21 protein-coding genes are annotated in these 25,793 nt (G+C 71.5%); 7 read left to right on the top strand and 14 right to left on the bottom strand.

Annotated elements, in window-relative coordinates; all coding sequences use genetic code 11:
- Nucleotides 1-392: 392 nt before the first annotated feature.
- Nucleotides 393-935: a universal stress protein gene (locus ACWZEH_RS11835; protein ID WP_456198036.1), complete on the top strand. Its 543-nt coding sequence runs from the start codon at nucleotides 393-395 to the stop codon at nucleotides 933-935.
- 110 nt (nucleotides 936-1,045) lie between these two features.
- On the opposite strand, the gene glmS is transcribed toward ACWZEH_RS11835, so the two are convergent.
- From glmS to ACWZEH_RS11770, 13 genes are all read right to left on the bottom strand, one after another.
- On the bottom strand, nucleotides 1,046-2,863 hold the full coding sequence (gene glmS, locus ACWZEH_RS11830) for a glutamine--fructose-6-phosphate transaminase (isomerizing) (RefSeq protein WP_266076344.1): 1,818 nt from the start codon (nucleotides 2,861-2,863) through the stop codon (nucleotides 1,046-1,048).
- A gap of 13 nt (nucleotides 2,864-2,876) precedes the next feature.
- A complete protein-coding gene (locus ACWZEH_RS11825) occupies nucleotides 2,877-3,134 on the bottom strand; it encodes a hypothetical protein (RefSeq protein WP_456198035.1) in 258 nt (85 codons plus the stop codon).
- Between the two features lie 134 nt (nucleotides 3,135-3,268).
- The gene (locus ACWZEH_RS11820; protein ID WP_456198034.1) at nucleotides 3,269-4,159 is read right to left on the bottom strand and encodes a DUF4429 domain-containing protein; all 891 of its coding nucleotides are present in this window, start codon (nucleotides 4,157-4,159) and stop codon (nucleotides 3,269-3,271) included.
- Between the two features lie 132 nt (nucleotides 4,160-4,291).
- Complete coding sequence (locus ACWZEH_RS11815) at nucleotides 4,292-6,094, bottom strand: IucA/IucC family protein (protein ID WP_456198033.1); 1,803 nt, start codon at nucleotides 6,092-6,094, stop codon at nucleotides 4,292-4,294.
- Nucleotides 6,091-6,657 (bottom strand): GNAT family N-acetyltransferase, encoded by a 567-nt coding sequence (locus ACWZEH_RS11810; RefSeq protein ID WP_456198032.1) that lies wholly within the window; start codon nucleotides 6,655-6,657, stop codon nucleotides 6,091-6,093. Before ACWZEH_RS11810 ends, ACWZEH_RS11815 begins: the two co-directional genes overlap by 4 nt.
- The gene (locus ACWZEH_RS11805; RefSeq protein ID WP_456198031.1) at nucleotides 6,654-7,949 is read right to left on the bottom strand and encodes a lysine N(6)-hydroxylase/L-ornithine N(5)-oxygenase family protein; all 1,296 of its coding nucleotides are present in this window, start codon (nucleotides 7,947-7,949) and stop codon (nucleotides 6,654-6,656) included. Before ACWZEH_RS11805 ends, ACWZEH_RS11810 begins: the two co-directional genes overlap by 4 nt.
- Nucleotides 7,930-9,375 (bottom strand): lysine decarboxylase DesA, encoded by a 1,446-nt coding sequence (gene desA, locus ACWZEH_RS11800; protein WP_456198030.1) that lies wholly within the window; start codon nucleotides 9,373-9,375, stop codon nucleotides 7,930-7,932. The genes ACWZEH_RS11805 and desA overlap by 20 nt, the downstream gene beginning before the upstream one ends.
- Nucleotides 9,376-9,546: 171 nt before the next feature.
- Nucleotides 9,547-10,449, bottom strand: coding sequence for a siderophore-interacting protein (locus ACWZEH_RS11795; RefSeq protein ID WP_456198029.1), 903 nt, complete (start codon nucleotides 10,447-10,449; stop codon nucleotides 9,547-9,549).
- A 45-nt stretch (nucleotides 10,450-10,494) separates the two neighbouring features.
- On the bottom strand, nucleotides 10,495-11,544 hold the full coding sequence (locus ACWZEH_RS11790) for an ABC transporter substrate-binding protein (RefSeq protein ID WP_456198028.1): 1,050 nt from the start codon (nucleotides 11,542-11,544) through the stop codon (nucleotides 10,495-10,497).
- Nucleotides 11,545-11,778: 234 nt separating this feature from the next.
- Nucleotides 11,779-12,942 (bottom strand): acyl-CoA dehydrogenase family protein, encoded by a 1,164-nt coding sequence (locus tag ACWZEH_RS11785; protein WP_456198027.1) that lies wholly within the window; start codon nucleotides 12,940-12,942, stop codon nucleotides 11,779-11,781.
- Nucleotides 12,943-12,948: 6 nt separating this feature from the next.
- On the bottom strand, nucleotides 12,949-13,896 hold the full coding sequence (locus tag ACWZEH_RS11780) for a hydroxymethylglutaryl-CoA lyase (RefSeq protein WP_456198026.1): 948 nt from the start codon (nucleotides 13,894-13,896) through the stop codon (nucleotides 12,949-12,951).
- Complete coding sequence (locus ACWZEH_RS11775) at nucleotides 13,893-15,836, bottom strand: acetyl/propionyl/methylcrotonyl-CoA carboxylase subunit alpha (protein ID WP_456198025.1); 1,944 nt, start codon at nucleotides 15,834-15,836, stop codon at nucleotides 13,893-13,895. Before ACWZEH_RS11775 ends, ACWZEH_RS11780 begins: the two co-directional genes overlap by 4 nt.
- A gap of 28 nt (nucleotides 15,837-15,864) precedes the next feature.
- On the bottom strand, nucleotides 15,865-17,481 hold the full coding sequence (locus tag ACWZEH_RS11770) for a carboxyl transferase domain-containing protein (RefSeq protein ID WP_456198024.1): 1,617 nt from the start codon (nucleotides 17,479-17,481) through the stop codon (nucleotides 15,865-15,867).
- An 84-nt stretch (nucleotides 17,482-17,565) separates the two neighbouring features.
- On the opposite strand from ACWZEH_RS11770, the gene ACWZEH_RS11765 reads away from it, so the two are divergent.
- The 3 genes from ACWZEH_RS11765 (at nucleotide 17,566) to ACWZEH_RS11755 (ending at nucleotide 20,451) form a co-directional block, all read left to right on the top strand.
- The gene (locus ACWZEH_RS11765) at nucleotides 17,566-18,162 is read left to right on the top strand and encodes an SACE_7040 family transcriptional regulator (protein ID WP_456198023.1); all 597 of its coding nucleotides are present in this window, start codon (nucleotides 17,566-17,568) and stop codon (nucleotides 18,160-18,162) included.
- A 187-nt stretch (nucleotides 18,163-18,349) separates the two neighbouring features.
- Nucleotides 18,350-19,507 (top strand): acyl-CoA dehydrogenase family protein, encoded by a 1,158-nt coding sequence (locus ACWZEH_RS11760; protein WP_456198022.1) that lies wholly within the window; start codon nucleotides 18,350-18,352, stop codon nucleotides 19,505-19,507.
- Nucleotides 19,508-19,554: 47 nt separating this feature from the next.
- Nucleotides 19,555-20,451 carry an acyl-CoA thioesterase gene (locus ACWZEH_RS11755; RefSeq protein WP_456198021.1) on the top strand — a complete coding sequence of 299 codons (897 nt, stop codon included), beginning with the start codon at nucleotides 19,555-19,557 and terminating at the stop codon, nucleotides 20,449-20,451.
- Between the two features lie 162 nt (nucleotides 20,452-20,613).
- On the opposite strand, the gene ACWZEH_RS11750 is transcribed toward ACWZEH_RS11755, so the two are convergent.
- Complete coding sequence (locus tag ACWZEH_RS11750; RefSeq protein WP_456198020.1) at nucleotides 20,614-21,414, bottom strand: phosphatase; 801 nt, start codon at nucleotides 21,412-21,414, stop codon at nucleotides 20,614-20,616.
- 312 nt (nucleotides 21,415-21,726) lie between these two features.
- On the opposite strand from ACWZEH_RS11750, the gene speB reads away from it, so the two are divergent.
- The 3 genes from speB (at nucleotide 21,727) to ACWZEH_RS11735 (ending at nucleotide 25,733) form a co-directional block, all read left to right on the top strand.
- A complete protein-coding gene (gene speB / locus ACWZEH_RS11745; protein ID WP_456198019.1) occupies nucleotides 21,727-22,707 on the top strand; it encodes an agmatinase in 981 nt (326 codons plus the stop codon).
- Nucleotides 22,704-24,389: a thiamine pyrophosphate-binding protein gene (locus ACWZEH_RS11740; RefSeq protein ID WP_456198018.1), complete on the top strand. Its 1,686-nt coding sequence runs from the start codon at nucleotides 22,704-22,706 to the stop codon at nucleotides 24,387-24,389. Before speB ends, ACWZEH_RS11740 begins: the two co-directional genes overlap by 4 nt.
- Before the next feature lie 78 nt (nucleotides 24,390-24,467).
- Complete coding sequence (locus ACWZEH_RS11735) at nucleotides 24,468-25,733, top strand: MFS transporter (RefSeq protein ID WP_456198017.1); 1,266 nt, start codon at nucleotides 24,468-24,470, stop codon at nucleotides 25,731-25,733.
- The last annotated feature ends 60 nt before the right edge of the window (nucleotides 25,734-25,793 follow it).

The following is a 25,793-nucleotide window of genomic DNA, read 5'->3' as shown; positions in this document are numbered from 1 at the left end:
GGCGGGGAGGGGCGGCGAGAGGGTGGGGCGGCCGGTGCGGCGGGCCCGCTCCGGAGCCGGACGCGGAGGCGCTCCGTGCGGCGCGGCACACCGGGTCCGACGCGCGGGCGGCGCCTCGGTCACCGCGCCGCCGGGGCCGGCGCCCCGGCACGCCCCACTCTCGCGGCTGGGCCCGCCCTGTGCAAACCGCCTGTACAGCGCAGCAACCATTGCGTGACGGGGGCCCGCTCGGGCATGCTCCGGGATACCCGTCGGCCAGCGTGGACGGGATCTGCGCGAAGGAGGCGTGCCGCCGTACCCTTGGGGGTATGGGGTCGGGAAGATGATTCCCGGACACAGCTCCGACGCAGTCTGTCGTCCCTCCTGACAAGGATCACAACGCCGAGACAGCCATGGCCGGTCACGAATTCTTCGAACCCGCGGACCGCAAGCGACCCCTCGCCGACCCCACGGCCGCCGAGCCGGTGGGGGCCGAGCCCCTGGGGGTGGCTCAGTCGCGCCAGCCGTGCGATCCGGCGTTCCGGCACGGTGTCGTCGTCGGTTTCGACGGCTCCACCTCCAGTGAGCGCGCCCTCGCGTACGCGGTCGGCATGACCCGGCGCTTCGGCTCCGCGCTGATCATCGTCCATGTCGCCAACCGGCTCCCGACCACGGTGTGGGCGGGCTGCGAACCCCCGGTCTTCGTCGACGTCCCCGACCATCGCACCGAGGTCCTCGGTCTCGAGCTCGCCTGCGCGGACTACCTCACCGAGGTGCCCTGGATCCTGGTCGAGCGCGGCGGCGACATCTGCCACGAACTCGAGGAGGTCGGCCGGGAGTACGAGGCCGACGCGATCGTCGTCGGCTCCACCCACGGTCTCGTCGGCCGGCTCTTCGGCTCCGTCGCCGGCCGCCTCGCCAAGCGGGCCCAGCGCCCGGTCGTGGTCATTCCCTGACGCGTGGGCGGGGCGGGGCGGGGTGCCCGCCCACGCCCCGCCCCGCCCACGCGGGTGTGCCCGATGCCGTCAGGAGCCGGCCGACCGCGCGACCGCCCGACGGTGACCTCCTACTCGACGGTGACGGACTTGGCGAGGTTGCGGGGCTTGTCGATGTCCCGGCCCAGGGCCAACGCCGTGTGGTAGGCGAGGAGCTGGAGCGGGATGCCCATGAGGATGGGGTCCAGTTCGTCCTCGTTCTTCGGGACGACGACCGTGTGGTCGGCCTTCTCCTGCTCCCGGTGGGCGACGGCCATGATCCGGCCGCTGCGGGCCTTGATCTCCTCCAGGGCCGCGCGGTTCTTCTCCAGCAGATCGTCGTCGGGGACGATCGCGACGGTCGGCAGCGCGGGCTCGATCAGGGCCAGCGGGCCGTGCTTGAGCTCGGACGCCGGGTAGGCCTCCGCGTGGATGTAGGAGACCTCCTTCAGCTTCAGGGACGCCTCGCGGGCCACCGGGTAGCCCCGCACGCGGCCGATGAAGAGCATCGAGCGGGCCTCGGCGTACTGCAGGGCCAGCTTCCTGATGTCCTCCTCCTGCTCCAGGATCTCGGAGATCTGCCCCGGGAGCCTGCGCAGCCCCTCGATGATCCGCTTGCCGTCGCTCACCGACAGGTCACGGGTGCGGCCCAGGTGCAGGGCGAGGAGGGCGAAGGCGACCGTGGTGTTGGTGAAGCACTTGGTGGACACCACGCACACCTCGGGCCCGGCGTGCACGTACATGCCGCCGTCCGCCTCGCGGGCGATCGCCGAACCGACGACGTTCACCACGCCCAGCACCCGCGCGCCCTTGCGCTTCAGCTCCTGCACCGCCGCCAGCACGTCGTACGTCTCACCGGACTGGGACACCGCGACGTACAGCGTGTCGGGGTCGACGACCGCGTTGCGGTAGCGGAACTCGGAGGCCGGCTCGGCGTCGGCCGGGATGCGGGCCAGCTCCTCGATCATCTGGGCGCCGATCATGCCCGCGTGGTACGAGGTGCCGCAGCCGAGGATCTTCACCCGGCGGATCTGACGGGCCTCCCGCGCGTCCAGGTTCAGGCCGCCGAGGCGCACGGTGGAGAAGCGGTCGTCGATCCGGCCCCGCAGCACCCGGTCCACGGCCTCGGCCTGCTCGTGGATCTCCTTGTGCATGTACGTGTCGTGGCCGCCCATGTCGTACGAGGCCGCCTCCCACTCCACGGTGGTCGGCTCGGCCGTCGTGCGGGTGCCCTCGGTGGTGTACGTGCGGAAGTCGTCGGCCTTGAGGGTGGCCATCTCGCCGTCGTCGAGGGTGACGATCTGCCGGGTGTGCGCGACCAGGGCGGCTATGTCCGAGGCGACGAACATCTCCTTCTCGCCGATGCCGAGCACCACGGGAGAACCGTTGCGGGCCACCACGATGCGGTCCGGGAAGTCGGCGTGCAGCACGGCGATGCCGTAGGTGCCCTCGATGATCCGCACCGTCTCGCGGACCTTGTCCTCCAGCTTGACGGCCTGCGAGCGGGCGATCAGGTGGGTGAGGACCTCGGTGTCCGTCTCGGAGAGGAACTCGACGCCGTCCGCCTCCAGTTTGCGGCGCAGCTCACCGGCGTTGTCGATGATGCCGTTGTGGACGACGGCGACCTTGCCTTCGGCGTCCAGGTGCGGGTGCGCGTTCACGTCGGACGGGGCGCCGTGGGTGGCCCAGCGGGTGTGGGCGATGCCCGTGGTGCCCTTGAAGCGCGCCGGGACCTTCGCCTCCAGGTCGCGCACCCGGCCCTTGGCCTTGACCGTCTTCAGACCGGCCGCCTTCGGGGACGTGACGGCGATGCCCGCCGAGTCGTAGCCCCGGTACTCTAGGCGCTGCAGGCCCTCGAGCAGCAGAGGGGCGACCTCACGCCTGCCGATGTATCCGACGATTCCGCACATGTGTGGTGTTTTCCTAGCCGTAGACGATGCGCCGCAGCTGCCGGAGCGAGAGCTCGGGCGGGGCCACGGCGCGGTATCTGAGGTCCGCCTCGATCCGTTCGAAGATCGTCGCGTTCACCAGGCCCTGGGCCTGGAGCTCGCGGTGGCGGCGACGGACGAACTCCTCGGTCGTCTCGTCGAAGTAGGCGAGCACGTCCTGGACCACCCGCAGCGCCTCGCCCCGGCTGAGGGGCGAGGAGCGCGTCAGATGATCAACGAGGTCGTCGTGCACTCGATGATCCTGGGACAAAGGAGGGGTTCACGCAAGAATCCTGCCCGATTTCGGGCAGGGAGGCGAGGGCGGGCGGGGAGGCAGAGTGGGGGCCGGGTGTGACGGCCGGGCGCGCGACCCGGTGCGCCGCCGGGCTACATGCGCTTGAGGACCGCCTGTTTGGCCTGGGCGAACTCCTCGTCCGTCAGGATCCCGGCGCGGTGCAGTTCGCCCAGTTCGCGCAGCCGGCGCAGCAGCGCGTCGTGGTCGTCCTCGCGGGCGGCAAGGGCGCCCGCGGCCGGGGCCTTCGGTCCCTCCTGGTATTCGCTCCAGGCGAGGGCCAAGGCGGCGGGGTGCGGCAGGCGGGCCTGGACGGCGGCGGCGACGAGCGCCATCAGGGGGTCCTTCTTGAACCCCCACAGCTCCACCGCGTTGGGGTCGTACTTCGCCGGGGTCTTGGTGGGCGCATGGCGTACGACGAACCGCAGGTAGCCGTTCTCCAGCCCGACCGACGGCTGCCACTCCACGGCGGTGATGTCGGTCAGCGCGAGGATACGGGCGCCGGCGGCGGATTTGGCTTCCTCCGTCTTCCAGTTCCACTCCAGGCGGATCTGATCCCCGTCGAAGCTCGCCGAGCCGTCCCCGGCGGCCACCGACAGCGGCACGGACGGGCCGGGCAGCAGATAGCCGGAGACCGGGTCGGACGGCACCTGGTCGAGCAGCAGGGCACCTCGGACCTCGTCCGTGAAGTACTCGGCGACGCCGTACCGGTCGGAGTCCACGATCAGCTGGTACGGGTCGTGCGGTTCGGTGAGCCGGCCGCCGGTCGCCTGGAGCAGCGGGTCGGCGCCCTCGCGCAGCCGCAGTCTGAGCCGCCCCGCCTTTCTGCCCTGCTCGAAGGAGATGCCCGCCAACGCCTGCAGGGGGACCGTCAGTTCGCCCAGTGTCCGGCGGAGCAGCCCGACGCTCTTGTCCCGGCCGGGCGTCAGCCGCAGGGTCTCGCCGTCGTAGACCCAGGTTCCGTCCTTCTGGATGATTTCCGCCATGGGGTGATTGTTCCACCGGATCCGCGGACGGGTGGTCTGTACATGATGAGCGGGGGCCGGCCGGCCGAGGAGGAGCCGACGACGACGGGCACCCCGCAGGACCGTACTTTGGGGTGCCCGCCCGTCCGTGGGTCAGAACCCGGCGAGGGGGTTCTTCAGGGTGCCGACCAGCTGGAGCGCGCCGGACGGGTCCGTGAGGTCCACCATCTGCCTGTTGTCGCGCAGTTGGAGCCGGTTGAGGCAGGACAGCGCGAACTCGGGGGCGAACATGTCGTACTGGGCGAACCTGTCGCCGAGTTCGGGCACCGACGCCTGGTACTCGCGGGTGATCTCCGCGACCGTCCGCCAGAAGTCGTCCTCGGCGAGGACGTTCCCGGCGGCGAGGTCGGCGGCCAGGAAGCGGAAGAAGCAGTCGAAGACGTCCGTGAGGATCGACAGCAGCTTCTTGTCCTCCGGCACCTCCACGCGGATGCGGGAGACCTCCGGCGGCAGCACCGCGTCCGGGTCCATCACCGCGATCTCCTCGGCGATGTCCTTGTAGACCGCGCGCCGCACCACCCCGTCCTCGAGCACGAGGATCACGTTCTCGCCGTGCGGCATGTACACCAGGTCGTAGGCGTAGAAGCTGTGCAGCAGCGGCGTGTAGTAGGCGCGCAGGTAGTGCCGCAGCCACTGGACGGGGGTGAGCCCGGACCGCTCGATCAGCGCGCCCGCGAAGGACGTCCCCTCGTGGTCCACGTGGAGCAGGGAGGCCATCGTGACGAGGGACTCGCCCTGGCGCAGCGACGGCACCGGGCTCTCCCGCCACAGCGCGGCCAGCATCTTGCGGTACGGCGAGTAGCGGTCGGTGGCCTTCTCGTACTCCAGGTGCCGGTAGCCGACCGCCGCCCGCTCCCGGATGATCGACAGGCCCGTGGACCGCAGCACCGGGTCACCGTCGATCAGCCGGGCCAGCCAGTCGTTGATCGCCGGTGTGGCCTCCATGTACGCGGCCGAGAGGCCGCGCATGAAGCCCATGTTGAGGACGGACAGGGCCGTCTTCACATAGTGCTTGTGGGGGTCCGACCGGTTGAAGAAGGTGCGGATGGACTGCTGGGCCAGGTACTCGTCGTCGCCCTCGCCCAGGCACACCAGGTGGCGGCGGGCGACCTCGGCGGCGAAGGTGACGGTGAGCTTGTTCCACCACTGCCAGGGGTGGACGGGGATGAGGAGGTAGTCGGCCGGGTCGAGCCCCTGTTCCGTGAGCGTGCGGTGGAAGCGCTCGACGGTCTCCTCACCCAGCTCCTGCCGCAGGAACGACTCGTACTCGATGCCGGCGCCGGCGGTGAACGCCGCCCGTGAGCGGTGCGCGGCCAGCCACACCAGCCGCACCGGGTTCGCCGTCTCCGGCGCGTAGGCCCGGTACTCGTGGATGCCGAAGCCGAGCCGCCCGTTGTTGGCGACGAAGCAGGGGTGGCCCTCGGTCATGCCGGTCTCGACGGCCTGGAAACCGGCGTCCACCAGCTCGGCCGAGGTGACGGCGGGCTTGGCCAGCTTGTAGCAGGTGCCGGAGAGGGTGGAGGAGATCTCCTCCAGGTACACCGGCAGGACCTCGTCGCTCAGCCCCAGCGACTTCCGCAGCTCGACGAAGAAGTCCAGTGCGGCCAGGGGCAGTTCGGTTCCGCCGCGGTGCCGGGTGATCGAGCCGGCGGCGACCTGCCAGTGGTCCAGGGCGCGGCGGACGGCGGTGAAGCGGTACTCGGTCAGCCCGTCGTCGCTGCGGACGACGTACGCGTCCGCCCCCGCATCCGGGCCTGCGGACTCCGGGGTGAGCAGCCGCTCGTGGGAGAACTCCGCGAGCGCCTTGCGGATCAGCAGGCGGTTCGCCCGCTCCCAGCGTTCGGGGGTCAGATGGTCCACGGCGCCGGCGAGGCCGGTCGTGCCGGCGGGGCTCATACGCTCACCCCCGTGGCCGCGGTGAACTGCTGACGGGTGCAGAAACTCAGCAACGCCTTCTTCTCCGGCTTGTCGATCTCGCGTACGGGAACGAAGCCCACGGCCTCGTTCAGGGCCTGGACCGCCTTGTTGGACACGTCCGGTTCGACGACGACCCGCAGGGCCGCCGGGTCGTCGAAGATGTGCGCGAGGACGGCGGTGATCACGGACCGGGTGAAGCCGTGCAGCGGGGTGGCGGCCGGCGCGACCAGGAAGTGCATGCCGACGTCGCCGGGCTCCGGCTCGTACAGACCGGTCAGTTCGCGGTGGACGGGGTCGTACGTCTCCATCAGGAAGGCGGGGACGCCGTCGTGCAGGCCGAGCAGGGCGTGGTGGTGCTCGTCGGCCGCGATCCGCGTGTACTCGCGCTCGACGTCCTCCGGTTCGGCGTCCTGCATCATCCAGAAGGCCGCCTTGGGGTGGGTGACCCAGCCGTGCAGCAGTCCGGCGTCCTTCAGCGGGTCGAGCGGACGGACACCGAAGGTGCCCAGCGCGGTCCGCAGGCCGGTCCCGGTGGTGCTCATACCGTGAACTCCTGGAAGGCGATCGACTTCTCGACGGGGTAGTACTCGGTGCCGAGCAGCTCCCGGATGATGCAGCTGTTGCGGTAGGGGCCCATGCCCAGGTCGGGGCTGGTGACGCTGTGCGTGTGGACGCCCGCGTTCTGCAGGAAGACGCCCCGGCCGGTGACGTCGACGGCGTAGTTGCGGGCCACGTCGAACCGGCCGTGGCCGTCGAAGCGGAGGCGGCTTCGGACCGGGTCGAGGAAGGCCGGCGGCTCGTAGTGGTAGCCGGTGGCCAGCACCAGGCCCTCGGTGCGGATCTCGTAGTCCTTGTCCTGCTCGTCCTGGTGGAAGCCGAGCGTGTACCCGCCGTTCTCGTGACGCGCCCCGGTCAGTGTGGAGTTGGTGAGCAGCCGGGTGGGGACGGGACGGCCGCCGCCGCTGACGTTCTTCTGGTAGAGCAGGTCGAAGATCGCGTCGATCAGCTCCGAGTTGATGCCCTTGAACAGCCCCTTCTGCTGCTTCTCCAGCCGGTAGCGGGTCTCCTCGGGCAGCGCGCGGAAGTAGTCGATGTAGTCCGGGGACGTCATCTCCAGGGTCAGCTTGGTGTACTCCAGCGGGAAGAACCGCGGGGAGCGCGTGACCCAGTTGAGCCGGTAGCCGTGGACGTCGATCTCGGAGAGGAGTTCGTAGTAGATCTCGGCGGCGCTCTGCCCGCTGCCGACGATCGTGATCGACTCCTTTTGCTGCAGCTCCGCCTTGCGGTGCATGTACTGCGCGTTGTGGAACAGGTCGCCCTCCAGGCCCCGGCACACCTCGGGCACGAACGGCACGGTTCCCGTGCCGAGCACCAGCCGCCGGGCGCGGTAGGTGTCGCCCGCCGAAGTCCGTACGGCGTACAGGCCGTCGGCCTCGTCGTACGTCACCTCGGTGACGGTGGTGGAGAAGCGGATACTGCTCAGCTGCGAGGCGGCCCAGCGGCAGTAGTCGTCGTACTCGACGCGCAGCGGGTAGAAGTTCTCGCGGATGTAGAACGGGTACAGCCGGCCCTTGTCCTTCAGGTAGTTGAGGAAGGAGTACGGGGACGTCGGGTCGGCGAGGGTGACCAGGTCCGACATGAACGGCGTCTGGAGGTGGGCGCCGTCGAGGAACATCCCGGCGTGCCACTCGAAGTCCGGCTTGGACTCGAGGAAGACGCCGCTGAGTTCGCCGATGGGTTCGGTGAGGCAGGCGAGGCCGAGGTTGAAGGGGCCGAGACCGATTCCCACGAAGTCGTGGGCGGTGTCCGGGGCTTCAGGATGCGACGCGGTCAAGGGACTCTCCCAGGTACTGCTCGGCGTGGCCGGCGATCAGGTCGAGGACGGCGGTGATGTCGGCCGTCGTGGTCTCGGGGTTCAGCAGGGTGAACTTCAGGTAGTGGCGTCCCGCGACCTTGGTGCCCGCGACGACCGCGTCGCCGGAGGCGAACAGGGCCTTGCGGGCGTAGAGGTTGGCGCGGTCGATGCCCGCGGGGTCGGTGACGGCGGCCGGTATGTACCGGAAGACGAGCGTGGACAGCGACGGCTCGACGACCACGTCGAAGCGCGGGTCGGCGGTGAGCAGCCGCCAGCCGTCCCGGGCCAGGTCGCAGACCTCGTCGAAGAGCCGGCCGATGCCGTCGGCGCCCATCACGCGCAGTGTCATCCACAGCTTCAGCGCGTCGAAGCGGCGGGTGGTCTGCAGGGACTTGTCGACCTGGTTGGGGATGCGCTCGGTCACCATGCGGCGCGGGTTGAGGTACTCCGCGTGGTAGGTGGCGTGCCGCAGCGTGGCCGCGTCGCGGACCAGTACGGCGGACGAACTCACCGGCTGGAAGAAGGACTTGTGGTAGTCGACGGTGACCGAGTCCGCGTGCTCGATGCCGTCGATGCGGTCCCGGTGCTTCAGCGAGGCGAGCAGCCCGCAGCCGTATGCGGCGTCCACGTGCATCCACACGCCGTACTGCGCGCACAGTTCGGCGATCTCGGGCAGCGGGTCGATGGAGCCGAAGTCGGTGCTGCCGGCGGTGGCGACGACGGCCATGGGGACCTGGCCGTCCTCGGCGCAGCGCGCCAGTTCGCGGGCGAGTGCCACGGTCTGCATCCGCTTGTCGTGGTCGACGGGGACCGACACCACGGCGTCCGGTCCGAGGCCGAGCAGTTTCGCGGACTTCTGCACGCTGAAGTGGCTGACCTCGGAGGTGAAGACGCGCAGTTTCCCGAGGTCACGGGTCTTCGCCTCCTCGCGGGCCAGCAGCAGCGCCTGGAGGTTGGACTGGGTGCCGCCGGAGGTGAACACCCCGTCGGCGGCGGCGCCGAGGCCGATCCGGGCGGCGGTCCAGTCGATCAGTTTCCGCTCGATGAGGGTGCCGCCGGCCGACTGGTCCCAGGTGTCCAGGGAGGAGTTGACGGCGGAGAGCACGGCCTCGCCGAGCACGGCCGGGATGACGACCGGGCAGTTGAGGTGGGCGAGGTAGCGGGGGTGGTGGAAGTAGATCGCGTCCCGGAGGTAGACGTCCTCCAGCTCGTCCAGTGCCGCGGTGGTGTCGTGCAGCGGCCGGTCGAGGTCGATCCGCTCGATGGCGGGGGCGAGGGCATCGACCGTGACTCCGGTGAACGGACGGTCTGTGGTGGCGAGTTTGGCTGCCACCCGCTCGACTCCTTCGGTCACGGAGCGGCGATAGTGCTCCGCGGTGGTGTCGTTGAGCAGGTGCGAGCGCATGTGGGGGCCTCCGGTGGGGACGGTCCGGTGCGGGGAGGGAGCGGGCGCGCCGCGGTGCGGCCCGATTTACTTAGGTGAGCCTAACCTAACTCTCTGCGTTTCATTCCTGTTATCACCGTGACCGTCGTCACTGCGCCACGAGGTGTGGAACGGGGGCCGGCCGGACAGGCCCTAACGCTCTTCGCGCAGCTGTTCCTCCGTCAGGCCGCGGCGCCAGTACCCGACGAAGGTGGCACGGCGGCGGTCGAGACCGCACTCGCCGACGAAGTACCGCCGCAACTGCTTCACGCAGCCGGACTCGCCCGAGAGCCACACGTACGGCCGCTCGGCGGGCGGGAGTCCGGCGCCGGGGGCGCGGAGGCTGCCGTCGCGCAGGCCGTCCAGGGCCATGGGGGAGCCCTGGAGGGCCCGGGCACCGCCGCCTCCGTCCCGTACGAACCAGGTGATCCAGGCGTCGGCGTCGGTCGCCAGGTCCTGGATGTCGCCGGCGAGCGGCACCTCCAGCCAGGCCCGTACCCGCAGGCCGGCGGGGAGCGAGGCGAGGACGGCTGCGGCCGCCGGCAGCGCGGTCTCGTCGGCCCACAGCAGGACGAGATCCGTGTCCTTCGGCGGCCGGTAACGGATCGCCCGGTTGTCGGCGATCGCCGGCCCGAGCAGCAGTACCCGGTCACCGGCGGCGGCACGGGCGGCCCAGCGGGAGGCCGGACCGGCCACCGCCTCGCCGGCCCCCGGGCCGACGCCGTGCAGCACGAAGTCGATGTCGATCCCGGTGGTGCTGCCCACGGCGTCCGTACGCAGGTTCCGCAGGGTGTACGAGCGCATCACCGCGCGGACGTCGTCGGGGAGTTCGCGCCAGCCCTGCCACCACCCGTCACCGAGCTCGACCGGTACGACCGGCTCGTCCTGCCCCGGATGCGGCAGGAACAGTGTCAGGGACTGGTCCAGTCCGTCGGACCGGAACGCGTGCAGATCGATCCCGGTGAAGGTGACCCGGACCAGGGACGGACCGAGCCGCCTCGTTCCGGCGACCTGGAGGGAGAAGAAGCGGAACGGGGCGGCTACGGCTGTGGTCACGTACGGCTCCGGTGACGGGGCGGACGGGAGGACCCGGGTGACGGGTCAGCTGACCTTCTTGGCCTTCTCGATGGCCTCGGCGAGGGCCTCGATCTGCGGCACGCACTTGTCGTAGGACAGGATCGGCTCGGCGGAACGCCCGATGACCTGACCGGCCTCGACCGCGGGCAGCTTCTTCCAGGTCGCCTCGGTGATGTCGGCGGGCTGCATGGCCGAGGTGCGGTCGTCCATGATGATGAGGTCGGCCTTGTGCTTGTCGACGTTCTCCCAGCTCAGGCTCTCGAACCAGCCGCCGGTGGGCTCCTTGGCCTTCTCCGTCGGCTCGACGAAGTTCACGCCGAGGGCCTTGTAGTACTCCAGGTCGACCGAGAGGTTCGTGCCGGAGACGTAGAACAGCTCCGCACTGGCCGAACCGGCCATCACCTTGATGTCGGGGTTGGCCTTCGCCGCCTGGCGCAGCCGCTCCGAGGCCTCCTCGAAGCGCTTCTTCGCGTCGGTGGCCTTCGCGGCCTTCATGTCGCCGCCCAGCGACTCGGCCAGCTCCCACATGCGCTCCAGCGACGCGGTCAGCTGGCGGTCGTAGACGGAGACGGCGACGCTCGGCGCGAGCTTGGCGATCTTGTCCTTGGACGTCTCGGGGACGTACCAGAGGGTGCCCGCGTCGTCGAAGGTCGTGGTGAGCAGGACGTCGGGAGCGAGGGTCGCGTACTTCTCGACGTTGAACTGGTCCCAGACGTTGCCGAGGATGGTCACCTTGCTGATGTCCATGTCGCCGGCCTGGACGTCGGCCTTGCCGTCCTTGGTCTTCGTCGGGCCGAAGACACCCTTGACCTCGACGCCGTAGTCGTGGAGGGCCGCGGCGACACCGGTGAACGCGACGATGTTCGCGGGCACCTTGTCCAGCTTCACCGTCGTACCGCGGTCGTCCTTGAAGGACCAGGGGCCGGACCCCTTGTCCGCCGCCGCAGACGAGTCGGAGCCGCCGCTTTTCGTCTCCTCGCCCCCGCAGGCGACGAGTACGGCACCGAGTCCGAGGGCGCCACCGGCGGCGAGGATGCCGCGACGGGAGAAGCGGGCGGTTCTGGCGTTCGACATGGGTGGGTCTGCTTTCGTGCGTACGGAGCCGTGGGTGCAGGCTTGCGGCGCCTCGGATCCGAGGCATGGTTTAGGTTAGCCTAACCTCATGGCGTGTCCAGGGGGCCCGGTGTTCCCCTCCTCCCGGAACAGCGACGGCGCCCGCGGTGTGGGGCGAGCGGGAGGGCCGGGGCACGGGCCTCCCGCCTCCCGAGCCGTCGGTCCTCCGCCGGCCCGTTGCGTCCGCCGCGCCCGTCAGCCCGTCGGCAGCCCCAGCTCCCGCGCGATCAGCATGCGCTGGACCTCGCTCGTGCCCTCGCCGATCTCCAGGATCTTGGAGTCGCGCCACATGCGGGCCACCGGGTACTCGTTCATGAAGCCGTAGCCGCCGTGGATCTGGGTGGCGTCACGGGCGTTGTCCACCGCGACCGTGGACGAGTACAGCTTGGCCAGCGCCGCCTCCTTCTTGAAGGGCTCGCCGGCCACCAGGCGGCTCGCCGCGTCGCGCCAGGCCAGGCGGGAGGTGTGGGCCTTCATCTCCATGTCGGCGATCTTGAACTGGATGGCCTGGTTGGCGCCGATCGGCCGGCCGAACGCGTGCCGCTCCTTCGCGTACTTCACCGACTCGTCCACACAGCCCTGCGCCAGCCCCGTGCCCAGCGCCGCGATGGCGATCCGTCCCTCGTCGAGGATGCGCAGGAACTGGGCGTAGCCCCGGCCCTGTTCGCCCAGCAGGTTCGCCGCCGGGACGCGGACGTCCTGGAAGGACAGCTCCCGTGTGTCCGAGGCGTTCCAGCCGACCTTCGAGTACGGTGCCGCCACGGTGAAGCCCGGGGTGCCCGTCGGGACGATGACCGCCGAGATCAGCGGCCTGCCCTCCGGCCCCCGGCCGGTGACCGCCGTCACCGTGACCAGGCCCGTGATGTCCGTGCCCGAGTTGGTGATGAAGCACTTCGTGCCGTTGATCACCCACTCGCCCGTCGTCTCGTCCAGCCGGGCCGTGGTGCGGGTCGCGCCCGCGTCACTGCCCCCGTCCGGCTCCGTCAGACCGAACGCGCCCAGGATCTCGCCGGAGCACAGACGGGGCAGCCACTCGCGCTTCTGCTCCTCGGTGCCGAAGAGGTGCAGCGGCATCGCGCCCAGTGAGACACCGGCCTCCAGGGTGATCGCCACCGACGAGTCCACCCGGGCCAGTTCCTCCAGAGCCACTCCCAGCGCGAAGTAGTCGCCGCCCATCCCGCCGTACTCCTCCGGGAACGGCAGGCCGAACAGGCCCATGCGGCCCATCTCGCGGACGATCTCGTACGGGAACTCGTGCCGCTCGTAGAAGTCACCGATCTTCGGCGCCACGACGTCGTGCGCGAACTCCTCGACCGTACGGCGGAGTTCTTCCAGTTCGGAGGAGAGCTTGTGGTCCATGGTCGTTCACTGCTCCTGGTGGGAGAGGGCTCGGACGGTACGGGACGGGCTGGGTCGGCCCAGGTGGGCGGCCATCCAGACGCTTGTGGCGACGAGACGGCCGAGGTCGACTCCGGTGTCGATGCCGAGTCCGCGCAGCATCCACACGAGGTCTTCGGTGGCGAGGTTGCCGGTGGCGGACTTCGCGTACGGGCAGCCGCCCAGTCCGCCGGCGGAGGCGTCGACCGTGGTGACGCCCTGCTGGAGCGCGGCCAGCGTGTTGGACAGGGCCTGGCCGTAGGTGTCGTGGAAGTGCACGCCCAGCGCGCTCACGGGCACGCCCGCGTCGGTGAGCGCGGTGAGCAGGGCGGTCACATGGCCCGGGGTCGCCACCCCGATGGTGTCGCCCAGGCTCAGCTCGTCGCAGCCCATGTCGAGCAGGGCCCTGCAGACCCTCACCACCCGGGGGAGGGGTACCGCGCCCTCCCAGGGGTCGCCGAAGCACATCGACAGGTAGCCGCGGACGTGGACGCCCTCGCCCTTCGCCCGGGTCACCACCGGCTCGAACATCGCCAGCGCCTCGTCCACCGTGCGGTTGAGGTTGGCCTTGGCGAAGGACTCCGTGGCGCTGGCGAAGACCGCCACCCGCCGGGCGCCGAGCGCCAGCGCGCGCTCCAGGCCGCGTTCGTTGGGCACCAGGACCGGCAGCGACACCGGCAGGCCGGACACCGCCGGGTACAGGTCCTCGGCGTCCGCCAACCGGGGGACCCACTCGGGGTGGACGAAGCTCGTCGCCTCGATCGTGGTCAGGCCCGTGCCGGCCAGGCGGCGGATGAACTCCGCCTTGACGGCCGTCGGCACGGTCGCCTTCTCGTTCTGCAGTCCGTCGCGCGCGCCGACCTCGTGGATCCGCACCCGCGCGGGCAGGCCCTTCGCCGGTACGGTCATGGGCAGGCCCGGTTCCATGGCGTTCACGCCGTCTCCTCCTCCGCGGCCGCGGGGGCGATGACCGCCAGCACCTGGTCCATGGCGACCGTCGTCCCTGGGGCCACGTCCAGTTCGGTGACCGTGCCGGCGTGCGGGGCGGAGATGACGTGCTCCATCTTCATCGCCTCCACCACCAGCAGGCTCTGGCCCGCGCCCACCTCGTCGCCGACGGCGACCTTCACCACCGTCACCGTGCCGGGCATCGGCGCGGTCAGCGAGTCGGCGCCCGCCCGGCCGGCGCCGGTCAGGGAGGCGGCGACCGGGTCGTGGTCGCGCACGTGCCAGGCGTCGCCGTCCCGGCCGAGCCAGTCGGCGGCGCGGTGGAAGGTGTGGCGGACGCCGTCCGGCGTCACCGACACCAGGTCGTCGGTGACGGTGTGGGCGCCGCGGGCTCTGTGGGTCACGGGTTCGAGCCCCGGCACGCGCAGGTGGAACGCGACCGGCTTCGGCGTGCCCCCCAGGCGCCAGCCGCTCGGTACCGAGAACGGGTCCGTCCAGCCCTCGGCGCGCGGCCGCAGTGCGTCCAGGCGTACGGCCGCCGCGGCCTCGTACACCTCTTCGGGGACGTCGGCGGCGACCAGGCCCTGTGCCTCCCGCTCCACCAGCCCCGTGTCCAGGTCACCGCTCACCACTGCCGGGTGCGCGAGCAGCCGCCGCAGGAACCCGGCGTTGGTCTGCACGCCCAGCGTCACCGTCTCCGCGAGCGCCGCCCGGAGCCTGCGCAGCGCACTCGCGCGGTCGGGACCGTACGCGATCACCTTGGACAGCATGGGGTCGTACAGGCTGCCGACCTCCGTGCCCTCGCTCAGCCCGGAGTCGGTGCGGACGCCGTCGCCCCGGGGTTCGCGCAGCTTCAGCACCGTGCCGCCGGAGGGGAGGAAGCCCCGTGAGGGGTCTTCGGCGCAGACGCGGGCCTCGACGGCGTGGCCGGTGAGCCTGACGTCCTCCTGCGTGAAGCCGAGCCGCTCGCCCGCCGCCACCCGCAGCTGCCACTCCACCAGGTCGAGACCCGTGATCAGCTCGGTGACCGGGTGCTCCACCTGGAGGCGGGTGTTCATCTCCATGAAGCAGTACGACGACGGGTCACCGCCGGGGACGATGAACTCCACCGTGCCCGCACCCCGGTAGCCGCAGGAGCGGGCCGCCTGGACCGCCGCCTCGCCCATCGCGGCCCGGGTCTCCTCGTCGAGGAGCACACTGGGCGCCTCCTCGATGATCTTCTGGTGCCGGCGCTGGAGCGAGCACTCGCGCTCACCGAGGTGTACGACATTGCCGTGGCCGTCGGCCAGCACCTGGATCTCGATGTGCCGGGGGCGGTCGATCCACCGCTCGACGAGGAGCGTGTCGTCGCCGAAGGAGGCGCGGGCCTCGCGGCGGGCGGCGGCGATCTCGTCGGGCAGCGCCGCCGCGTCCCGCACCAGCCGCATGCCCTTGCCGCCGCCGCCCGCCGACGGCTTCAGCAGCACCGGTACGCCGATCCCGTGGGCGGCGTCGGCGAGCTGCTCGTCCGTCAGGCCGCTGCCGCTGGAGCCGGGGACGACCGGGACCCCGGCCGCCTGCACCGTCTCCTTCGCGCGGATCTTGTCGCCCATCAGGGAGATCGCGTCCGCCGGGGGCCCGACGAACACCAGCCCCGCCTCCCCGCACGCCCGCGCGAACCCCGCGTTCTCGGCGAGGAAGCCGTACCCGGGGTGCACCGCCTGGGCGCCGGTGCGGGCGGCGGCCGCCAGCAGCCGCTCCACCGACAGGTAGCTCTCCGCGGCGGGCGCCGGCCCGATCCGTACCGCCGTGTCCGCCTCGCGGACGTGCCGGGCGTCGGCGTCCGCGTCGGAGAAGACGGCCACCGAGCGCACGCCCATCGACCGCAGGGTGCGGATGATCCGGACGGCGATCTCGCCCCGGTTGGCCACCAGAACTGTTTCGAACATCGCTCGATCTGTCACAGTCGTCCGTCCCTCACATCCGGAAGACGCCGAACTGGGGGTCGCCCAGTGGCGCGTTGGCGCACGCGGTCAGGGCCAGGCCCAGGACCTGCCGGGTCTCCAGCGGGTCGATCACTCCGTCGTCCCACAGGCGGGCCGTCGCGTAGTAGGCGTTCCCCTGCCGCTCGTACTGGGCGCGGACCGGCGCCTTGAACGCGTCCTCGTCCTCGGCCGGCCACTCCTCGCCGCGCGCCCGGAGCTGGTCCCGCTTGACCGTCGCCAGCACCGAGGCGGCCTGCTCGCCGCCCATGACCGAGATCTTGGCGCCCGGCCACATCCACAGGAAGCGGGGCGAGTACGCCCTGCCGCACATCGAGTAGTTGCCCGCACCGTACGAACCGCCGACCACCACCGTCAGCTTCGGCACCCGCGTGCACGCGACCGCCGTCACCATCTTGGCGCCGTGCTTGGCGATGCCGCCGGCCTCGTAGTCCCTGCCGACCATGAAGCCGGAGATGTTCTGCAGGAAGACCAGCGGGATCCCGCGCTGGTCGCACAGCTCGATGAAGTGGGCGCCCTTCTGGGCCGACTCGGAGAACAGGATGCCGTTGTTGGCGACGATCCCCACCGGATGGCCGTGGATCCGGGCGAAGCCGGTCACCAGGGTCTGCCCGAACTCCGCCTTGAACTCGGCGAACCGCGAACCGTCCACCACGCGCGCGACGACCTCCCGCACGTCGTACGGCGTACGGGAGTCGACCGGGACCGCGCCGTACAGCGACCGGGGGTCCACCTTGGGCTCGACGGCCTGCTCGACCCGCCAGGGCAGCGGACCGCGCGAGGGGAGCGTCGCGACGATGTTCCGCACGATCCCGAGCGCGTGCGCGTCGTCCTCGGCGAGATGGTCGGTGACGCCCGACACCCGCGCGTGGACCTCGCCGCCGCCCAGCTCCTCCGCCGTGACCACCTCGCCGGTGGCCGCCTTCACCAGGGGCGGGCCGCCGAGGAAGATGGTGCCCTGGCCGCGGACGATCACCGCCTCGTCGCTCATCGCCGGGACGTAGGCCCCGCCCGCCGTGCACGAGCCCAGCACCGCCGCGATCTGCGGGATGCCGGCACCGGACATCCGGGCCTGGTTGTAGAAGATCCGCCCGAAGTGGTCCCGGTCCGGGAACACCTCGTCCTGCATCGGCAGGAAGGCGCCGCCGGAGTCCACCAGGTAGACGCAGGGCAGCCGGTTGTCCAGGGCCACCTCCTGCGCGCGCAGGTGCTTCTTCACCGTCATCGGGTAGTACGTGCCGCCCTTGACGGTCGCGTCGTTGGCGACGACCACGCACTCGCGCCCCGCCACCCGCCCGATCCCGGCGATCACCCCGGCCGCCGGGGCCTGCCCCTCGTACATCCCGTCGGCCGCCAGCGGGGCCAGCTCCAGGAACGGCGAACCGGGGTCGAGGAGGGTGTCCACCCGCTCGCGCGGCAGCAGTTTGCCCCGCGCGGTGTGCCGGGCCCGCGCCCGCTCACCGCCGCCGAGGGCGGCCGCCGCCAGCTTGGCGCGCAGCTCCTCGACGAGCGCGCGGTGCGCCTCCTCGTTGGCCCGAAAGGACTCCGACGCGGGATCGGCCGCGCTGTGAAGCTCCGGTGCCTCGTCCATCTGCCGGTCCCCTCACTGGTTAATGAGCGTTAACGGTTTCGCTCAGGTTAACGAGCGCTAACCCCGCTGTCTAGAATCGTTCTCATGGCCACCAGAACCGACGCCCCGACCCGCCGCGAGCAGATCCTCAAGGAGGCCGCGCGGCTGTTCGCCGAGCGCGGCTTCCACGGAGTCGGGGTCGATGAGATAGGTGCCGCGGTCGGCATCAGCGGACCCGGTCTGTACCGGCACTTCGCGGGCAAGGACGCGATGCTCTCGGAGCTTCTCGTGGGGATCAGCGGTCAGCTGCTCACCGGCGCGAAGCAGCGGCTGAAGGAGGTCGACGGGGCGGCTCCCGAGGGGGTCCTGGACTCGCTGATCGAGGGCCACATCGACTTCGCGCTCGACGACCGGCCCCTCATCACCCTGCACGACCGTGAGCTGGACCGCCTCCGGGACACCGACCGCAAGCTGGTGCGGCAGCTGCAGCGGCAGTACGTCGAGCTGTGGGTCGAGGTGGTGCGCGCGCTCTACCCGGACCTGACCGAGGCCGCCGCCCGCTCGGCCGTGCACTCCGTGTTCGGGCTGCTCAACTCCACCCCGCACCTCACCCGGCCCGGCTCCCTGCCCGGCCGCGCCACGACGGCGGCCCTCCTGCACCGGATGGCCCGCGGCGCCTTCGCCGCGGCGGGCACGGCCTGACGTCGGCGCACGTGACGAGCGTTACGCGGCCGGCGGTCTGGACGACTTCGGCTACCCGCCGGTACGGTTGAGAACCTGAGCAAGCGCTTAGCCGCGTGGGGTCGCAACCGCTGATCGAGGAACCCCCACGGCGAGCAACCACGTACGCGAGAGCGGCGCCGGTTTAGGCGCGAGGAAGGGTGGCGGCGTGCGCCGTACGGTGTTCAACGAGGACCACGAGGCTTTCCGGGAGACCATCCGCGACTTCATCGAGGCCGAGGTCGTCCCGGTCTACGACGAGTGGTTCGCGGCGGGCCAGGCGCCCCGCGACTTCTACTACAAGCTCGGTGAGCTGGGCATCTTCGGGATCAACGTGCCCGAGGAGTTCGGCGGCGCGGGCCTGGACAGCCACAAGTTCGAGGCCGTCCTCTACGAGGAGACCGCTCGCGCGGGCGTGCAGTTCGGCGGCTCCGGCGTGCACGTGCTGCTCGCCCTGCCCTACATCAAGATGCTCGCCACCGACGAGCAGAAGAAGCGCTACCTGCCCAAGTTCGCCACCGGCGAGGAGATGTGGGCCATCGCGATGACCGAGCCGGGCACCGGCTCCGACCTCGCGGGCATGAAGACCACCGCCAAGCCGAGTGCGGACGGCACGCACTACGTCCTCAACGGCGCCAAGACCTTCATCACCGGCGGCGTCCACGCCGACAAGGTGATCGTCTGCGCCCGCACCGACGCGCCCACGGCGGAGGACCGCCGCCACGGCATCTCCCTGTTCGCCGTCGACACCAAGTCCGAGGGCTACTCCGTCGGCCGCAAGCTCGACAAGCTCGGCCTGAAGACCTCCGACACCGCCGAGCTGGCGTTCGTCGACGTCAAGGTCCCCGTCGAGGACCTCCTCGGCGAGGAGAACAAGGGCTTCTCCTACCTCGGCCACAACCTGGCCTCCGAGCGCTGGGGCATCGCCTTCGGCGCCTACGCGCAGGCCAAGGCCGCCGTCCGGTTCGCCAAGAGCTACGTGCAGGAGCGCACCGTCTTCGGCAAGCCGGTCGCCCACTTCCAGAACACCAAGTTCGAGCTGGCCGCCTGCCAGGCCGAGGTGGACGCCGCCGAGGCCGTCGCCGACCGCGCCACCGAGGCCCTCGACGCGGGCGAACTCACCCCCGCCGAGGCCGCCTCCGCCAAGCTGTTCTGCACCGAGGTCGCGCACCGCGTCATCGACCGCTGCCTCCAGCTGCACGGCGGCTACGGCTACATGAACGAGTACCCGATCGCCCGCCTGTACGCGGACAACCGCGTCAACCGCATCTACGGCGGCACCAGCGAGATCATGAAGACGATCATCGCCAAGGACATGGGCCTGTAAGGCCACCGACATCCCTGGCCTCTACAAGTACCGGTACAACTGACCCCATGAGCCAGGCACTACAGGAACTCCTCGATCTGCTCGACCTCGAGCAGATCGAGGAGAACATCTTCCGCGGCCAGTCCCGCTTCGCCGTCGTCCCCCGCGTCTTCGGCGGGCAGGTCGCCGCGCAGGCGCTGGTCGCCGCCGGGCGGACCGTCCCCGCGGACCGGCCCGCCCACTCGCTGCACGCGTACTTCCTGCGCCCCGGCGACGCCGGCGCGCCGATCGTCTACACCGTCGACCGGATCCGCGACGGCCGCTCCTTCACCACCCGCCGCGTCGTCGCGGTCCAGCACGGCAAGCCGGTCTTCCACCTCTCGGCGTCCTTCCAGACGCACGAGGAGGGCCTGGAACACCAGGAGCCGATGCCGTCCGCACCCGACCCGGCCACCCTGCCCACCTCCGAGGCGCGGCTGCGCGACTACGGGCATCTCGCCCCCGACGTCGTCGAGCGCTTCCTGGAGGCCCGCAGGGCCGTGGACCTGCGCTACGTCGACGAGCCGCCCTACGGCCGCTTCGGCGTGCCCCGCGCCCCCCACTCCCAGGTGTGGTTCCGCACCAACGGCAAGCTGGGCGGTGAGGTCGACGAACCCCTGCTGCACGTCGTCCTCGCCACGTACGTCTCCGACATGACGCTGCTGGACTCGGTCCTCCTCGCCCACGGCCGCGGCGGCTGGGCGGTGGGGGACGTGGTCGGGGCCTCCCTCGACCACGCCATGTGGTTCCACCGCCCGTTCCGCGCCGACGAATGGCTGCTGTACGACCAGCAGTCCCCGTCCGCGCACGGCGGCCGGGGACTGGGCCAGGCCCGCATCTACACCCAGGACGGCCGCCTCGCGGTCTCGGTCATCCAGGAGGGCCTGGTCCGCGTCCCCCGCGAGGAGGCCCCACCGGCGCCCTGAGGTGTGTTTCGAAAGTCCCGTCCGGCCCGCGACGCCCGGCACGGCACCTCACCGCGTTGTCGGGGCCGTCCGCGGGCCCGGTACGCGGACGGCCCCCCCCCGCCCTGCGACGCACCGCACCGAACGCCGCGGGCCCCGCCCTCCGGGCGGACGACGCCCTTGTCAGAACACGCCCTGGTCCAGTCCCGCCTCCGCCAGCAGGTACGCCGTCATCGGGTCGTAGTGGCGGGGGCTGACCACGTGGTCGTCGAGGGGGACCGTCACCTGGACGGTGCCCTCCGCCTCGGCCAGGAACAGCGCCGGGTCGTTGCAGTCCGCGTAGCCGACGGAGTCGACGCCGTGCTGCCCCGCGTAGCCCGCCCAGCCGTGGTCGGCGACCACCAGGTCCGGCAGCGGGCGGCCCTCGCGCTCCAGGGCGGTGAGAACGGCCTTCATCGGCTCACCGGAGTGCGTGTGCCACAGCGTGGCACCGTGCTCCAGCACCGCCACGTCCGCGAACTGCATCACGTAGCCCTCGTCCGTGGCCAGCCCCTGAGGGATCACCACGATCTCGCAGCCGGCGGCGCGCAGCGCGGCGGCCGTGGCCCGGTGCACGTCGAGCAGCCCGCCGGGGTGACCGGTGGCGAACAGCACCCGCTGCTGCCCGTCGGCCGCCTTGCGCAGCCGCCCCGCCATCCGCTCCAGGCCGGCCACGGTCAGCTCGGGATCGATGGTGTCCTGGCCGTACCGGTGCTCGGCGTCGTCGCTGACACCGACCCGCTCCGCCATCACCGCGAGCACGTCCTGCTCGTCGCTCCAGCGGTCGCCGAGCTCCAGACCGAGCCAGTAGTGGCGGTCGCCGTTCGCCAGCTTGCGGTAATGGGAGAGGTTGTTCTCGCGCGGGGTGGCGACTTCCCCCGCGATACGGGTGGCGGCGAGGTGGACGAGGAGTTCGGCGCGGCTGGGCGTCCCGGATATCGGCATGCCTCCCATTGTGAAGCAGCCCGGGGCGGGCGTACCCGGCGTATTACCCCCTGGGACGTGCGTCACGTACTCGGACGGCCTGCGTACGCGTACTCACCGTGGCCGTGTCCCCAAAGGGACGACCGTGGGGTCCGGCGGGGTGGACGTTTCCTCCATGTCCGCCGTCCGAAGTGGATGAAACGTACACTTTGCAGCCCGCTTTCCGGCCGCCTAACGTCGCTGACAGTGAGGCCGGGCCAGGCCCCCGGCGTCAGTGGAGTCATGCGACAGACAGTGCCCACGCGACGAAGCGCAGGAAAGAAGGCAGTACCCATGAGCAGCAACGAGACGCCCCGCGGGCCCGTCGACTCGTCCCGCGTCCCCCGGTACGCGGGCCCCGCGACCTTCGCCCGGCTGCCCCGGCTCGACGAGGTCGGCCGCACCGACATCGCCGTGGTGGGCGTGCCGTTCGACTCGGGCGTCTCCTACCGGCCGGGCGCCCGGTTCGGCGGCAACGCCATCCGTGAGGCGTCCCGGCTGCTGCGCCCCTACAACCCCGCGCAGGACGCCTCCCCCTTCGCCCTCGCCCAGGTCGCCGACGGCGGAGACATCGCCGTCAACCCGTTCGACATCAACGAGGCCGTCGAGACCGTCGAGGCCGCCGCCGACGACCTGCTCGGCACCGGCGCCCGCCTGATGACCCTCGGCGGCGACCACACCATCGCGCTGCCGCTGCTGCGCTCGGTCGCGAAGAAGCACGGCCCGGTCGCCCTGCTCCACTTCGACGCCCACCTGGACACCTGGGACACCTACTTCGGCGCCGAGTACACGCACGGCACCCCGTTCCGCCGGGCCGTGGAGGAGGGCGTCCTCGACACCGAGGCCCTCTCCCACGTCGGCATCCGGGGCCCGCTCTACGGCCGGCAGGACCTCACCGACGACGAGAAGATGGGCTTCGGCATCGTCACCTCGGCGGACGTCTACCGCCGGGGCGCCGACGAGGTCGCCGACCAGCTGAGGCAGCGCGTCGGCGACCGTCCGCTGTACATCTCCATCGACATCGACTGCCTGGACCCGGCGCACGCCCCCGGCACCGGAACCCCCGAGGCGGGCGGTCTGACCTCCCGCGAGCTGCTCGAGATCCTGCGCGGGCTGGCCTCCTGCAACCTGGTCTCGGCCGACCTCGTCGAGGTGGCCCCCGCGTACGATCACGCGGAGATCACCTCGATCGCCGCCTCCCACACGGCGTACGAGCTGACCACGATCATGTCCCGCCAGATCGCCGGGGCCCGCGAGGAGAACGAGAGCAAGTGACCCACGACCACGACCTGGTGCTCCGCCCGACCGCCGCGCAGACGGAGGCCGCGCTGAACCCTCCCGGCGGCCGCACCGGCGGCGACCTGGTCGTGGAGACCCTGGCCGGCCTCGGCGCGACGACCGTCTTCGGCCTGCCCGGCCAGCACGCGCTCGGCGTCTTCGACGCCCTGCGCCGCTCGGACCTCAGGTACGTCGGGCTGCGGGTGGAGAACAACGCAGGGTTCGCGGCGGACGCGTACGGCCGTGTCACCGGCGAGGCGGCCCCGCTGCTGCTGTCGACCGGGCCGGGCGCGCTGACCGCGCTGCCCGCGCTCCAGGAGGCCGCCGCCGCCTCCGCCCCCGTGCTGGCGATCTGCAGCCAGGTGCCGACGGCGGGACTGGGCGGCGGCCGCCACGGATATCTGCACGAACTGCCCGACCAGGCCGCCTCGTTCCGGGGCGTGGTCAAGTCCGTCCACACCGCGCGCACCGCGTCCCAGATCCCGTCGGCGGTCACCGAGGCCTGGAAGTCGGCGCTGACGGTGCCGCACGGTCCCGTGTGGGTGGAGATCCCGCAGGACGTGCTGGCGGCCCCGACGCCGCTCCCGGTCGTGACGGCCATGGACGCCACTCCCGACGAACTGCCCCCGCGCCCCGAACTGACGGCGGTGGCCGCCCACTGGCTGACGCACGCGGAGCGCCCCGCGATCATCGCGGGCGGGGGAGTGATCCGTTCCGACGCCTCGGGCAAGCTCCGCAAGCTCGCCGAGCGCCTCCGGGCGCCGGTCGTCACCACCCCCGGCGGCAAGGGTGCCTTCCCCTGGGCGCACCCGCTGTCGTTGCGGTCCTGGCTGGAGGACCGGCACACGACGGACTTCCTCCAGGACGCCGACGTCCTCCTGGTCGTGGGCTCGGGACTGGGCGAACTCTCCTCGAACTACCACACGTTCACGCCGCGAGGCCGGGTCGTCCAGATCGAGGCGGACCTCGGCAAGCTGGAGTCCAACCACCCCGCGCTCGGCATCCACGCGGACGCCCGCCTCGCCCTCCAGGCCCTCCTGGAGACGGTGGAGCCGCGCGAGGACGAGGCGGCGCCGGAACGCGTCCGCACGCTGTTGTCGAAGGTCGCCGAACGCATCGCGTCCCAGGAACTCACCCTGGAGCAGGAGGTGCTGGCGTCCGTCCGCCGCGCCCTGCCCGACGATGCGCCCTCCTTCTGGGACATGACGATCCTGGCCTACTGGGCCTGGTCCGCCTTCGACGCCAAGGGCCCCAACCGCCTGCACTCCGCCCAGGGTGCCGGCGGCCTCGGCTACGGCCTCCCGGCCGCCCTCGGCGCGGCGGTCGCCGACCCCACCCGTCCGGTCCTCGCGGTCTCCGGTGACGGCGGCGCCCTGTACTCCGTCGCCGAACTGGCCACGGCCCGCCAGTACGACCTCGACGTCACCTGGCTGATCGTCGACGACGGCGGCTACGGCATCCTGCGCGAGTACATGACCGACGCCTACGGCGAGGCCACGGCGACCGACCTGACCCGCCCGGACTTCGTGGCTCTGGCCGAGTCCTTCGGCGTCCCGGGAGTGCGGACCACCCCCGAGTCACTGGAACGCGACCTGGCGGCGGCCCTGGCCACCCCGGGCCCGTCCGTGGTCGTCCTCCCCGTGGTCCTGCGGATGTTCGCACCGACGCACCTGGACTGAGCACCGTCGGCCGAACTACCCTGTTATACTGTGCGAGTTGGCCTCCGGCGCCCAGCGGGCGTATCCGGAGGCTTTTTCATGCCTTCCGACGACGCCTCCGCGCCCCCTTCCGCGCCCCCTTCCGCGCCCCCTTCCGCGCGCACTCCCGCTCCCACCGGGGCTCCCCCCACCGGCTACCGCACCCTGCTCCGCAACCGTGAGTTCGCCGGTTTGTACGTCGGTTCCACGCTGACGGTCGCCGCGAGCACCCTGTCGGGCTTCGCGCTCGCCATGCTGGTCGACGACAGGACCGGGTCCCCGTTCCTGACAGCCGTGAGCATGTACGGCGCCACGTTCGCCACGGTGCTCGGCGCGCTGACCCTGATGTCGGTCGCGGACGGGCACCACCCGCGCCGGACCCTCGTCACGCTCCAGTGCGTCTCCCTGGCGGGCGTCGCCGCGCAGGCGGTCCCGGGACTGCCCCTGACCGCCCGGTTCGGCCTGCTCCTGGTGCTGGGGTTCTTCCAGTCCCTCGGCACCGGAACGCGGTTGGGGCTGCTCACCGAAGTCGTCCCCGCCTCCACGTACGCGTTGGCACGGTCGCTGATGAACATCACCTCGGGCGGCACGGCAGTCCTCGGCTTCGCCGCCGGCGCGGTCCTGCTCCGCCACCTGAGCCCGCACGAGGTCTTCGCCGTCGCCGCCGCCCTGACCGCACTCGGGCTCGTCACCGTGGCGACCACCGTCCGGGAACACTCGGCCCGTACGGCCGATCCGGCCCGTACGGCCCGTCGTCCCGGACCGCGCCGGACCTGGGCGGTCAACGCCGAACTCCTCTCCCACCCCGGCAGGCGCGCGCTGCTGCTGAACCTGTGGGTTCCCAACGGTCTGATCGTCGGCTGCGAGGCCCTGTTCATCTCCTACGACCCGGAGCACGCCGGCCTCCTCCTGGCCGCCGGTTCGGCGGGCATGCTGCTCGGAGACCTGACCGTCGGACGACTGCTCACCGCCGACCGCCGACGCCGCTGCGCCTTCGCCCTGCGGCTGCTGCTCGCCGTGCCGTACCTGCTGTTCACCATCGGCCCGCCCACCTGGACGGCGGCGGTCGCCGTGTTCGTGGCCGGCGCCGGGTTCGCCGCCACCCTGCCGCTCCAGGAGCAGCTGCTCGCACTGACCCCGGACCCGGTCCGCGGCCAGGTCCAGGGCGTCGAGTCCGCCGGCCGGATGACCTGGCAGGGCATCGGAGCCGCGATCGCCGGAGGCCTCGCCCTGTACCTCGGTCCCGGCCCCACGATCACCGCCCTGGCCGCCCTCTCCGTCGCCGTCACCGTCCTCTCCAGGCCCTTCGTGGTCCGTGCCCGGTAGTCCCGGGCCGAGGCGGCGATCGAGCAGAGCCGGTCCGCGCGTGGTGGGCGGCCGGTGGAC

It is taken from the genome of Streptomyces yamdrokensis, from assembly GCF_053890455.1.
The sequence above is the reverse complement of the archived record's forward strand: the minus strand, read 5'-3'. Positions and strand labels throughout refer to the sequence as shown.